10 protein-coding genes are annotated in these 13,126 nt (G+C 44.5%); 8 read left to right on the forward strand and 2 right to left on the reverse strand.

Features of this window, described 5'->3' with window-relative positions; all coding sequences use genetic code 11:
• The first annotated feature begins 117 nt into the window (after nt 1-117).
• The 4 genes from guaA to EO132_RS05405 are packed head-to-tail and all read left to right on the forward strand — an operon-like array spanning nt 118 to nt 4,736.
• Nucleotides 118-1,650, forward strand: coding sequence for a glutamine-hydrolyzing GMP synthase (gene guaA / locus EO132_RS05390; RefSeq protein ID WP_127136948.1), 1,533 nt, complete (start codon nt 118-120; stop codon nt 1,648-1,650).
• The gene (locus tag EO132_RS05395; RefSeq protein ID WP_127136949.1) at nt 1,647-3,827 is read left to right on the forward strand and encodes a LysM peptidoglycan-binding domain-containing protein; all 2,181 of its coding nucleotides are present in this window, start codon (nt 1,647-1,649) and stop codon (nt 3,825-3,827) included. The genes guaA and EO132_RS05395 overlap by 4 nt, the downstream gene beginning before the upstream one ends.
• Nucleotides 3,805-4,209: an OsmC family protein gene (locus EO132_RS05400; protein ID WP_127136950.1), complete on the forward strand. Its 405-nt coding sequence runs from the start codon at nt 3,805-3,807 to the stop codon at nt 4,207-4,209. Before EO132_RS05395 ends, EO132_RS05400 begins: the two co-directional genes overlap by 23 nt.
• The gene (locus EO132_RS05405) at nt 4,197-4,736 is read left to right on the forward strand and encodes a DUF922 domain-containing protein (RefSeq protein ID WP_127136951.1); all 540 of its coding nucleotides are present in this window, start codon (nt 4,197-4,199) and stop codon (nt 4,734-4,736) included. The genes EO132_RS05400 and EO132_RS05405 overlap by 13 nt, the downstream gene beginning before the upstream one ends.
• Before the next feature lie 59 nt (nt 4,737-4,795).
• On the opposite strand, the gene EO132_RS05410 is transcribed toward EO132_RS05405, so the two are convergent.
• Complete coding sequence (locus tag EO132_RS05410) at nt 4,796-5,659, reverse strand: hydroxypyruvate isomerase family protein (protein ID WP_127136952.1); 864 nt, start codon at nt 5,657-5,659, stop codon at nt 4,796-4,798.
• A gap of 43 nt (nt 5,660-5,702) precedes the next feature.
• Here EO132_RS05410 and EO132_RS05415 point away from each other — a divergent pair, with 43 nt between their 5' ends.
• The 3 genes from EO132_RS05415 (at nt 5,703) to yidC (ending at nt 9,564) form a co-directional block, all read left to right on the forward strand.
• The gene (locus tag EO132_RS05415) at nt 5,703-5,945 is read left to right on the forward strand and encodes a DUF3820 family protein (RefSeq protein WP_127137028.1); all 243 of its coding nucleotides are present in this window, start codon (nt 5,703-5,705) and stop codon (nt 5,943-5,945) included.
• Nucleotides 5,946-5,994: 49 nt separating this feature from the next.
• The gene (locus tag EO132_RS05420; RefSeq protein ID WP_127136953.1) at nt 5,995-7,608 is read left to right on the forward strand and encodes a CTP synthase; all 1,614 of its coding nucleotides are present in this window, start codon (nt 5,995-5,997) and stop codon (nt 7,606-7,608) included.
• An 87-nt stretch (nt 7,609-7,695) separates the two neighbouring features.
• Nucleotides 7,696-9,564: a membrane protein insertase YidC gene (gene yidC, locus EO132_RS05425; RefSeq protein ID WP_127136954.1), complete on the forward strand. Its 1,869-nt coding sequence runs from the start codon at nt 7,696-7,698 to the stop codon at nt 9,562-9,564.
• A 275-nt stretch (nt 9,565-9,839) separates the two neighbouring features.
• Here yidC and EO132_RS05430 read toward each other — a convergent pair whose 3' ends face one another.
• Nucleotides 9,840-11,711, reverse strand: a complete 1,872-nt coding sequence (locus EO132_RS05430) for a fasciclin domain-containing protein (RefSeq protein ID WP_127136955.1) — start codon at nt 11,709-11,711, stop codon at nt 9,840-9,842.
• Nucleotides 11,712-11,911: 200 nt separating this feature from the next.
• Here EO132_RS05430 and mnmA point away from each other — a divergent pair, with 200 nt between their 5' ends.
• Nucleotides 11,912-13,102 carry a tRNA 2-thiouridine(34) synthase MnmA gene (gene mnmA / locus EO132_RS05435; RefSeq protein ID WP_127136956.1) on the forward strand — a complete coding sequence of 397 codons (1,191 nt, stop codon included), beginning with the start codon at nt 11,912-11,914 and terminating at the stop codon, nt 13,100-13,102.
• Nucleotides 13,103-13,126 lie beyond the last annotated feature (24 nt).

Genomic DNA, 13,126 nt, shown 5'->3' on the forward strand with positions numbered 1-13,126 from the left:
GCAATGCGCAAAAGATGAACTTGTTGATAACCCGTTGGAATTCCTTTCCGGAAAAACTTGTGGTAAATAACCTTTAAAGGATACTTTTGCAACTAAAGCAAATTGCTATTTTTGCCCATGCAGAACAACGTACTCATCCTAGACTTCGGTTCCCAGTACACACAGCTGATCGCAAGACGCGTTAGGGAACTCAACATTTACTCAGAAATCAAACCATATAATAAACTGCCCGAAGATTTATCGGATTACAAGGCGGTCATTCTTTCCGGATCGCCATCTTCGGTGCGTGCGGAGCAGGCCCCTCATCCCGATTTGTCGGAGATCAAGGGCAAAAAACCCTTATTGGGCATCTGCTACGGAGCACAATATTTGTCCCATTTTCATGGAGGAAACGTAGCACCCTCTGCTACCCGTGAATATGGAAGGGCCAACCTATCCTATGTGAAGCAAGATGAAGATTTCTTGACCGGAATTGGAGAAGGTAGCCAAGTTTGGATGAGTCATAGCGACACCATTAAAGAACTTCCAGAGGGAGCCGTTCGTTTGGCTAGTACCCACGATGTGGAAAATGCAGCATACAAGATTGCAGGTGAGACCACCTACGGAATCCAGTTCCACCCTGAAGTGTACCATACCACAGATGGAAAAAAACTATTGGAAAACTTTTTGGTGAACATTGCTGGGTTGCAACAGGATTGGACCCCAGATGCCTTTGTGGAAACCACAGTCGAAGAGCTAAGGGAGGAAATTGGAGATGAAAAAGTGATTTTGGGGCTGTCCGGTGGAGTGGACTCCAGTGTAGCGGCCATGTTGTTGCACAAGGCCATAGGCGATCATTTGTACTGTATCTTCGTCAACAACGGACTCCTTCGAAAAAACGAGTTCGAAAGTGTTCTCGATCAGTACAAGCACATGGGGTTGAATGTAAAGGGAGTTGATGCTTCGGCACGCTTTTTGGATGCCTTGAAGGGAGAATCCGACCCCGAAGGAAAAAGAAAGATCATCGGAAGGGTCTTTATCGAGGTTTTTGATGATGAATCACACAAAGTGGAAAATGCAAAATGGTTGGCACAGGGAACCATTTATCCAGATAGGATTGAATCGGTTTCAGCCAGTGGCGGACCATCCGCAGTGATAAAGAGCCACCACAACGTAGGGGGATTGCCCGATTACATGAAGTTGAAAGTAGTGGAGCCCTTGAAAATGTTGTTCAAGGATGAGGTAAGGAGAGTGGGCGCAAGTATGGATATGCCTGCCGAAATTTTGGGTAGACACCCATTTCCAGGACCCGGTCTCGGAATCCGTATCTTAGGCGATATTACGGCGGAGAAAGTGGCCATTTTACAGGAAGTGGATGCCATTTTTGTTGATGGATTGAAAAAATGGGGGCTTTATGACAAGGTTTGGCAGGCCGGGGCCATGCTTTTGCCCGTAGATAGTGTAGGAGTTATGGGAGATGAACGCACTTACGAAAAGTGTGTGGCCCTCAGAGCGGTGGAAAGTACCGATGGTATGACGGCCGATTGGGTGAATCTACCATATGAATTCCTACAAAAGACCTCTAATGATATAATAAACAAGGTTAAAGGCGTTAATAGAGTGGTGTATGACATTAGCTCAAAACCACCGGCAACTATAGAATGGGAATGAAAAAACATATTTTACAACTGGTGTTTACCGTGGTCTTTTTGTTGGCCATGGTGCCAGTTTCTGCACAGAACTACGCAACACATGCTGTAAAGGAAGGGGAAACGCTGAAGAGCATATCCCAGCAATACCGGGTAACCCCCTATAGCATATTACAGGCCAACAAGGAAATTAAAAGTGCTTCCGATGTCAAGGAAAACACGATTCTTATCATTCCCTTGAACGGACAACCTGTTGAAAACAAAACAGAGACCAAGCAGGAAGAACAAGAGGAAGAAATAATACCGATTCGGTTTCTTCGCCATAGGGTAAAAAGAAGGGAGACCATTTTTGGCCTGACCCAGAAATACAATATTACCGAAGATCAGTTAAAACGATACAATACGAGGTTGTATTCCGAAGCCCTAGAACGTAAAATGGTGCTTCAGATTCCCGTGTTCCCGGAAGTGGATGAGGATGAAGAAAAAGAACTGGATTTTGAAACCTATACCGTACGGCCCAAGGAGACCCGATGGAGCATTGCCCATAAATATGGTATAAGTGTGGACAGTCTGTTGGTGTTGAACCCTGAATTGGACAAGACCACCAATTATTTGGCCGCTGGGGAAGAACTGAAATTACCTAGACCAAAAGGCGACAGTCTCAAAGAGCAGAAAACAGAGATTTTCACTTCTTACACCGTACCGCCCAAAATGACCCTGTACAGTTTGGGACGTGAGTATGGCATTCCTACCGATTCCATTGTTCGATTGAACCCGGAGATCATGAAAGAAGGAGGTCTCAAAGAGGGAATGGTGGTCCGACTTCCCAAAAAGAAAGATGATGAAGGGGAGGTCAACACGGAAAACTTCATTTTTTATGAAGTAAAACCAAAGCAAAATATTTTCAGAATTACCCAGAACCTTAAGATCACACGGGATGAATTGTTCCGTTTGAACCCAGCTCTTGAAAATGGACTCAAGGCCGGAATGGTATTGAAATTGCCCAAGGAAAAAGCGGACGAGCTTGAAGTGAAGAATGCTCTGGTATTGGACAAAATCAATTTGGTGGACAGCATCAATGTGGAAAATAGACCAAAGTTGGTCTTTATGCTTCCGTTTAGATTGGACAAGGTCAATGTGAACGATACCGAACAGGCGGAAGAGCTTATCAAGAACCGTAGGGATCTTGCTTTGAGCCTTGGTTTTTATACAGGGGCCATGGTGGCTTTGGATTCCATCAAAAAGTTAGGGGTTTCGGTGGATGTGAAAACCTACGATACCCAACTGGACCAAGCCAAGGTAAAGGAAATTTTGTTCAGGGAGAATTTGACGGGTGTCAATGCCATCATTGGCCCATTGGCCCCAGGACCTTTGGATGAGGTGGCGGTTCAGGCATCGGCGAAAAACATTCCCGTGATCGCCCCGATTTCTTCCGATAGTGAATTGAGCCATAGCAATGTGTTCTTCTCAGTGCCCAGGGACGTGGTGCTTCGGGATAAAATGCTGTCCTACATCGAAGAAATCCATAAGGATGAAAATATCATCATCATTGCGGATTCCACGCACCAAGTGGCGCACGATTCCATTTTGAGTAAATTCCCTTCGGCCCAAATAGCGAAGGTAATCGATAATAAATCCTTGCATCTGGATGAATTCTTGATTCAACTTTCAGAGGAAAAGGAAAACTGGGTCTTCTTGGAAACCGAGCAGCCCAATATGGTGGCCAGTGTCACTTCCATTTTGAACTCGGCCAATACCGCCATAATAAGTGATGAGGAAGTGCCAGAGGTCAAAGTGCGTATGTTTACAACGAGCTATAATGCCGCTTTTGAGAATGAGGCGGTGTCCAAAACCCATTTGTCCAACCTTAAGTTTACCTTTTCATCATTTTACAGGGAATCGGGGAATGCGGATTTCATCAATGCCTACGGTAAAAAATACAATGGCCTGATTCCCGACAGATATGCCGTCCGAGGATTTGACGTAACCATGGACGTGCTATTGAAGCTGGCATACAAGAACAATCTTTTCGAAACCTCCAAATACATTGGTTTAACGGAATATGCAGGCAATGGGTTTGATTATTTCAATGATTGGACCTCAGGTTATTTCAATCGTGCTTGCTACATTATGGAGTACGAGGACCTTACAATAAAAGAAGTAGAGCCAAAGAAGAATGACATCAAAAGTAACCTATAACGGAAACCTTCGCACTACATGTGTGCACTTGCGTTCGGGAAGCGAATACTTGACCGATGCCCCGGTGGACAACAATGGTAAAGGCGAAGCTTTTTCGCCCACGGATACCGTTGCGACCGGATTGGCCAATTGCATGATGACCATGATGGGCATCAAGGCCCGTGATCTGGATGTGGATTTGATAGGCTCCACCGCAGAGGTTACCAAGCACATGGCGGCCAATCCAAGAAGGATTTCCAAAATTGAGGTGACATTGGAGCTGCCCGCATCGGTATCGGAAAAGCACCGAAAGATTTTGGAGCATACGGCCAATACATGTCCGGTGCACCATAGTTTGCATCCCGACATTGAAAGAGTAATCGATTTTAATTGGATAAAATAATTGCCATAGGATGTGTTTTTCTGCTCGGTTTTTTTGGATTCGCACAGGAAATCGAGGAGGGTGTCCCATGGAATGACACCATAAGGCTCACATGGGCCGATTTTAAGGGCAAGGTGCCCACAGGGGAACCTTCCGCAGCAACTACCGCAAGTGGTATCAGCTACACCTACTCAGCGAATTTATTGCACCACGAGGTCCATTTGGATTTTGAGGTAAATGCCTATTTCTATCCCAATGAATCATGGTACAAGCCTGAATTGTGCAATGAAAATACCTTGGCACACGAGCAGCTTCATTTTGATATTACCGAGGTGTTTGCCCGAAAGATGCGAGAAAAATTGCGTAGAACCTCCTTTTCCGATGATGTAAAGGCTGAGGTCAGAAAGATTTACAGTGATATCTTAAGGGGCTTACAGCAGTATCAGGAACGTTACGACTGGGAGACCAACTTTTCCCGAAACCGTGAAAAGCAATTGGAGTGGAACCTGAAGATCGCTGAAGCTCTTCAGGAAGTTGCAGAGCCCTGAATCATGAAAAGAGGGGACGGACAGCCCCCTCTTTATAATACGTTTTATGAGTTCTTGGGTTAAATATCACACCGCATAAACCCATCCTTCAACGCTTCTATTTTATCCTCCCAGGTCACGATGAATTCTTGGGCTACGTATCCTTTGAACCCAGTGGTATGGATAGCCTTGATGATGGCCGGGTAGTAAAGCTCTTGCGTTTCATCGATTTCATGTCTGCCGGGAACACCCGCTGTATGGTAGTGCCCAAAATAAGGGTGGTAGTTCTGTATACTTCGGATAATGTCGCCTTCTTGGATTTGCATATGGTAGATATCGAACAACAATTTAAAGTTGTCGCTTCCCAAGTGCTTGCAAAGTTCCACGCCCCAAATGGAGTTATCACACATATAATCAGGATGGTTCACTTGGTTAAAGAGCTCCATTTGAAGTACCACACCGTGTTCCTCGGCCAAGGGCATGATCTGCGAAAGCCCATCAACACAGTTCTGCAATCCCACATAATCGTTCATACCATTTCTATTGCCACTAAAGCATATAAGGTTGGTATAACCTGCTTCGGCCACCTTCGGAATCATTTCCGTGTAGTTTTTGATGAGTTGCTCATGGTATTTGGGATTGTTCCACCCCTCGGTCAAACTAATTTCCGCTCCATTGCACATGGAGCAATGGATATCATACTTCTTCAAGATGGGCCATCTGTCAGGACCTACCAAATCAATGGCGTTGACGCCAAGTTCGTTCAAGGTCTTTAAGAAATCCTCAAAGGGGATATCATTAAAGCACCATTCACATACACTGTGGTTGATATTGTGCTTGAGCTTGAATTCTTTGTTTTGCCCTGAGGTTGAGGTCATGGCAGAGGCTGAAGCCAGTCCGGCCGAACCAGCCGCGGCGGTGGCTATAAAATTTCTACGTTTCATTATGTGGATTTGTTCTGGGAAAGATAGTATTTTCGGGTTGGATATGGAAATACGCCCAGATACAAAACAACTTTTGGAATTGGCCCACTACAAGATGCCCTTTGGTAAGTTCAAGGGACGCTATCTTGTGGATTTGCCCTTGCCCTATCTGGTCTGGTTCCGTCAAAAAGGTTTTCCCAAAGGGAAACTGGGCGACTACTTGAATACCATGCTGACGATAAAGGATAACAACCTGGAACCCATCATCAGAAAGCTGCAAAAAGATTTTCCTCGCGATTCTACCTGATTTTTGCCCAGCAATTACTAATTTTACGCCCCGTAATAGAATGAGCAATATGTCAGATACCAAGTACATTTTCGTTACGGGAGGCGTTACTTCTTCATTGGGTAAGGGAATCATCGCCGCTTCCTTGGCTAAACTACTGCAGGCCAGGGGATACCGAACCACCATCCAAAAATTAGATCCGTACATCAATGTTGACCCGGGAACACTGAACCCTTATGAGCATGGCGAATGTTATGTGACCGATGATGGTGCTGAAACCGACTTGGATCTTGGACACTACGAGCGTTTTTTGAACGTGCGTACCTCACAGGCCAACAATGTGACCACAGGTAGAATTTACCAAAGCGTGATCGAGAAGGAGCGCAAAGGTGAATTTCTGGGCAAAACGGTACAAGTTGTCCCCCATATTACCAACGAGATCAAGGAGCGTATCCAGATTTTGGGCAACAGTGGCGATTATGACATTGTGATTACCGAGATCGGTGGTACGGTGGGTGATATCGAATCCTTGCCTTACATAGAATCTGTGCGTCAGTTGCTTTGGGAGCTGGGCGAGCACAATGGTATTGTGGTGCACCTGACTTTGGTGCCATTTTTGTCCGCTGCGGGCGAATTGAAAACAAAACCCACACAGCATTCCGTCAAAACCTTAATGGAGAGCGGAATAAAAGCCGATATTTTGGTTTGCCGTACCGAGCATCAGATCTCTGAGGACATCAAGGAAAAATTGGCTCTTTTCTGTAATGTTCGGAAAGAAGCGGTGATCCAGTCCATAGATGCATCCACCATATACGATGTTCCTTTGTTGATGCAAGAAGAAGGCCTGGATACGGTCACTTTGCAAAAATTGGCCCTTCCGGATGATAAGGAACCCAATCTGGATCAGTGGAAGGAATTTTTGCAGCGACATAAAAACCCTAAGGATAAAGTGACCATTGGACTGATAGGAAAGTACGTGGAACTTCCCGATTCCTATAAATCAATCCAAGAGGCCTTTATCCATGCTGGTGCGGCCAATGAGGTCGATGTGGAGGTGAAATCCATTCATTCGGAACATTTGTCAGCCAAGAACATAGCCAAGAAACTAGAAGGCCTGGACGGTATATTGGTGGCTCCGGGTTTTGGGGAAAGAGGTATAGAAGGAAAAGTAACGGCGGTAAAATATGCCCGTGAGAACAACATCCCTTTCTTGGGAATCTGTTTGGGCATGCAAATGGCCGTCATCGAATTTGCACGGACCGTTCTAGGTTTGGAAAAAGCCAATTCCACCGAAATGGATAAGGGAACACCGGATCCAGTGATAAGCTTGATGGAAGAGCAAAAATCCATTACCGACATGGGAGGCACCATGCGTTTAGGCGCTTGGGAGTGTCACTTAACGGAAGGAAGCTTGGTAAAGGAAGTCTATGGTACATCGGACATAGAGGAACGTCACAGGCACCGTTACGAATTCAACAACAAATATAAGGATCAAATGGAGGAAGCTGGTTTGATAGCTTCCGGGCTCAACCCTAAAACAGGCTTGGTGGAAGTTGTGGAAATCCCATCACATCCTTGGTTTGTCGGGGTACAGTACCACCCAGAATACAAGAGTACCGTGGCAAGTCCACATCCCTTGTTTGTTGGGTTCGTTAAGGCAGTATTAGATCACAAGCAGGAATAAAACAATGCCAGTTTGGCATAAAATGGGCATTTGGGCATATATTTGCAGCCTGAAATACTGTTAAAATATTTCTACTAAATACGATTCATGGAAGAAAAGAAGCTGGATTTTAAGTCCATTATTGGATTTGTACTGATTTTTGGGATACTCATCTTTATGTTTTACCAAAATCAGCCTACGCCAGAAGAGTTAGAGGCTCAAAAAGCAGAGCAAGCGCAGATTGAGGCAGAAGAAGCCAAGGCAGAGGAAGCAGCCAAAACCGCACCAGTAAAGGAAACAAAGACCGTAGACCTTACGGATTCCACCCAAGTGGCCGAATACAAAAATACGGTTGGGGCTTTTGGATTTACACAAACGGCTGATGGTACCACTATCTTGGAAAACGAGGTGCTCCAGTTGGAAGTGGCCAACAAAGGTGGACAGATTGTTGAGGCCAAGATGAAGAATTTTGTGACCCATGACTCCGTTCCGGTATATTTGGTAAAAGATGGCAATGCCAATTTTGCCTTGAACTTCACTACTTCGGACAATCGTGTTCTGAGTACTGCAGACCTGTATTTTGAACCATCCCTGACGCAAAGTGGTGACAACCATGTACTTTCCATGAAGGCCAAAGTGGCCAATAACCAGTTTTTGGAGTATCGCTATGAGATGAAACCGAATGAGTATTTGGTGGATTTTACCGTTCGTTCACAAGGATTGAGCGGCGTGTTCAATACTAGCAAACCTGTTACTTTGGAGTGGGATTTGAAAGGTATCCGTCACGATCAAAGTATCAGATATGAAAATAGATATACCCGTCTGACATACAATCATGATGATGGAGACATCAGCAAGCTATCGGAGAGCAGTGATTTTGATGAGGAAACCGAAGTGGATGTAAAATGGCTGTCGTACCGTCAACACTTTTTCAGTTCCATTTTGGCAACGGACGACCATTTTAAGACCGCTGATTTGACCTCCACCAATTTGGTTGAGGAAGAGAGCAAGGAATTGCGCTTTACCAAAGAATATACAACTAGAGCTCCATTGGAGTTCCAAGGAGGGGAGTTGTCCCAGAATATGTATTGGTATTATGGTCCTACGGACGTCAAGGTCTTGGATAATTATGAGGATTTGGGTCTGGTGGAATCCATTCCGTTTGGATGGGGAATCTTTGGCTGGATCAACAGATATGTGTTCACACCCTTCTATACCTTCTTGAGTTCGTTCCTGCCGTACGGTATTGCCATTATCATCATGACGATTATGGTTCGATTGGCATTATCGCCGGTAACCTACAAGTCCTATTTGTCGCAAGCCAAAATGAAGGTGTTGAAACCGGAAATTTCGGAAATCAGCGAAAAGTACAAGGACAACGCCATGAAAAAGCAGCAAGAGACCATGAAGGTGTACAACAAAGCAGGGGTGAGCCCCATGAGCGGTTGTGTGCCCGCATTGTTACAGTTGCCGATTTTCTACGCACTGTTCATGTTCTTCCCAACATCTTTTGCGCTGCGCCAAAAATCATTCTTGTGGGCAGAGGACCTTTCCTCTTACGATACCATTTTCGAATTGCCGTTTACCATTCCGTTTTACGGTGACCACGTATCCCTGTTCCCGATTTTGGCATCCATTGCTATCTTTTTCTATATGCAGATGACAACGGGGCAGAGCATGCAGATGCAACAGCAACCGGGTATGCCCAATATGAAATTCATTATGTACCTATCACCCATTATGATGTTGTTCTTCTTTAACAACTATGCGAGTGGGTTGAGTTTGTACTATTTCATCTCCAACTTGATCACCATCTTTATTATGTTGGCCATCAAGAACTACATTTTGGACGAGGATAAAATCCATGCCCAGATCCAGGAGAACAAAAAGAAACCTAAAAAAGAGAACAAGTTCCAGCGTAAGATGCGCGAAATGATGGAACAGGCCGAAGAGCAAAAGAAATCTGGAAGAAGATAATCCTGACAGAATACCTTTTTGGTCAAAATAAAAAACTCCCTCAAGATTGCCTTGGGGGAGTTTTCATTTACAGGTTTAGTTTGGAAAGATTTGGGACTCCAAAGATGCGGCATTATCGATATCCAAAAAATTAAAAGTTGTAAAACAGCTCCTTTTTGTGGGTAAATAATTCCATTTTGATGTGTCATCGACGAACGGTAGATCCCACCCGATAAAAAGCCCCCTCAAAATTATTTGAGGGGGCTTTCATGCACTATCTATTAATCAAAAACTAGTTAGTTTGAAGTGTCTGGGAGCAATACGGTATCCACTACATGAATCACACCATTGATGGCCTGAACATCCACGGCATCGATACCAATGCCCATGTTTCCTGCTCCGTCGGTAATATCGGCAATATTGTCCCCTGTGCCAGGCAGGTTGATGGTAATCATATCACCCTCCAAAGTTGTTGCCGTGGCACCATCACTCAAGTCTCCTGAACGTACATTCGCTCCTGCCACTACGTGGTGTTGCAGTATCGGAATCAGGTCAGCTTCAGCTGGAATACTGGCCAAAGCGGCAAATGCATCGTTGGTGGGGGCGAATACGGTAAATGGATCGCTTCCTGCACCATCTTGAGCGGACAATACGCTTACAAAATCCGTACTTGGGGTCAATTCGGTCAACGCCTGAACCAAAGTGGAGAAAGTAGGGTCAGCTGCAGCAAAGGTCACAACTGTTGGCAAGTCGATTACAGCATCCACAGTATGGATTACCCCATTGCTGGCTACAATATCTGCCATTACCACACCACTTGTTCCATTCAAGGTTACACCGTCATCAATATTGATGTATAGACTCAAGTTCTCATCCACATCGAACTCAGCAGCGGTATTCACATAAGAATTTGTCAAATCTGAAGAGAATGCGGCAGTACCCACCACTACGTGATTGGATAGTATGGCATTCAAATCATTGGAATTCGGGTTGGTAAATGCATCAAAAGCATCGTTTCCAGGTGCAAACACGGTAAATAGTTCTTCTTCATCGGATAGTAAATCAGTGAATGTCGTATTTCCACCATCGGTAAGTGCTCCAACCAAAGAAGAGAGTCCTGGATTGGCAACGGCATGGTCCACAATATTAGGTATGTCTATTACGGCATCCACAACGTGTACAATACCATTGATTGCTTTTACATCCGGTGTCACTACGGACGATACTCCATTGAATGTTACACCATCAGAAGTATCGAAGAACAAACTTACATTTTGGTCTCCAGCTCCTGTGGCCATAGTACTTGTATAACCGGAACCAAGTCCTGTCAAGTCTTCAGAAGTAACTTCGCCACTGATCACATGGTTGAGCAATACGTTGGTCAATACATCAACTGGAACATCTGCCAAGGCTGCACCATCCAAGAATGTCTCAAAAGCTTCGTCGGTCGGGGCCAATACAGTAAAAGGTCCATCGCCACGAAGTACAGTTGGCAAATCTCCATCGGCTGCGGTCAGTGCGGCCACTAGGTTTTGTAGATTTTCGTTTCCAATGGCCAAATCGGTAATAGGGACTAAGATAATATCGGCCAATTCATCCAGAATAGCTTGAGGCAGTAATACTTTATCTATGATATGTACAACACCATTGGAGACTTCAATATCTGCATTGACCACTTCTGCAGAAACGTCCGTGGCATCTTCTATAAATACACCACCTTCGGTAGATACTTGAAGGGTGGAACCTTGTAAGGTGGTAAGGCTCATACCGTCACTTAAATCCGTGGATAGGGCAGCATCAGCAACCACATGGTAGGTCAAGATCACAGCCAATAAGTCCTGTAATTGTTCGGAGTTGAAATCGTCCAACGAATCAAAACCGTCCAATTGGGCCAGTAAATCGTTGAATGCATCATTGGTCGGTGCAAAAACGGTAAAGGGACCATCTCCGCTCAGTGCAGTGATCAGGTCATTGTTGGCACTTTCGTCCGCTTTTTGAAGGGCGGCAACCAAAGTGCTCAATTCTGAAGTGGCCTGTGCCGCTTCAACAATATTATCTCCCTCCGGCTCCATTGGAGGCGTAGGTCCATTGTCGTCATCGGAACACGAAGTGAATCCGATAAATAAGAATAAAAAGGTCAGTCGGGCTAAATGTTTAAATGTCTTCATTTGATGATAGTTATTTGTTCAACGTTTTAAAAGTATGTTTAAACAAAATAAAAACAATAATGTTTAACATTTTAAGCAAAAACTTTAACAAAATAAAAATAAGGATCTCAGCGGTTTACATTTTGGATACTTTCGCTTTAAGACATTATTATATTTTAAATGAGCATCAATTTGTATTTTTGTAGCCTTAAATTATTGCAATGAAAAAGGTTGTTGTTGGACTTTCGGGAGGTGTGGATTCAAGTGTAGCTGCTTATCTGCTCAAAGAGCAAGGGTACGATGTCATTGGCCTGTTCATGAAGAACTGGCATGACGATTCCGTGACCATATCCGAGGAATGCCCATGGCTGGAGGATAGCAATGATGCCTTGATCGTGGCTGAAAAGTTGGGTATTCCCTTCCAAACGGTGGATTTAAGTGCGGAATACAAAGAACGAATCGTGGATTATATGTTCAATGAGTACGAGAGAGGAAGGACTCCCAATCCCGATGTACTCTGCAATCGCGAGATCAAGTTCGATGTGTTCATGAAAATCGCCCTCCAACTGGGGGCGGATTATGTGGCGACCGGTCATTATTGCAGGAAGGGAACCGTTCAAAACCAAGATGGTACCGAAACCTATCAATTATTATCAGGCAAAGACCCCAACAAAGACCAGTCTTATTTCCTTTGTCAATTGTCACAAGAACAGTTGTCCAAAACTTTGTTTCCCATTGGCGACCTATTGAAACCAGAAGTAAGGAAAATAGCTGCGGAAAATAGCTTGATCACTGCCGATAAAAAAGATTCCCAAGGATTGTGCTTCATTGGCAAAGTACACCTGCCTGAATTTTTACAGCAAAAATTGAAGCCTAAAAAAGGTGTGATTGTGGAAGTTCCCAGCGATGCGACCCATTTTTCCAATACTGTTCCCGAGTTTCAGAGCGAGAGGGAAAAACTGGTGTTCCGTGCCGGGAAGCCTGTGTATGCTGAATCGGACGGTAAAGTGGTAGGGGAGCATCAAGGTGCGCACTACTTTACCATTGGGCAGCGAAAAGGATTGAATGTCGGCGGAACCAAGGAACCTTTGTTCGTCATCGATACGGATGTTGACAAGAACATCATTTATACCGGACAAGGAAAATCGCATCCTGGCCTACTTAGAAATACGTTGTTCATCAAAGAAGACGAACTTCATTGGGTGCGTCCCGATTTGTCTTTGGAAGTGGATGAAACAATGGAGGTTATGGCTCGTATTCGATACCGTCAACCGTTACAGTCCGCAACCCTCTACAAAGTAGAAAATGGTTTGTTCGTTGATTTCAAAGAGAAACAATCCGCTATTACCGAAGGGCAGTTTGCAGCTTGGTACATTAATGATGAGTTGGTTGGTTCTGGAGTGATTTCCTAGATAGATTCCTTATTTATTTTTGAT

Source organism: Flagellimonas oceanensis (assembly GCF_003992595.1).
Lineage (GTDB): Bacteria > Bacteroidota > Bacteroidia > Flavobacteriales > Flavobacteriaceae > Flagellimonas > Flagellimonas oceanensis.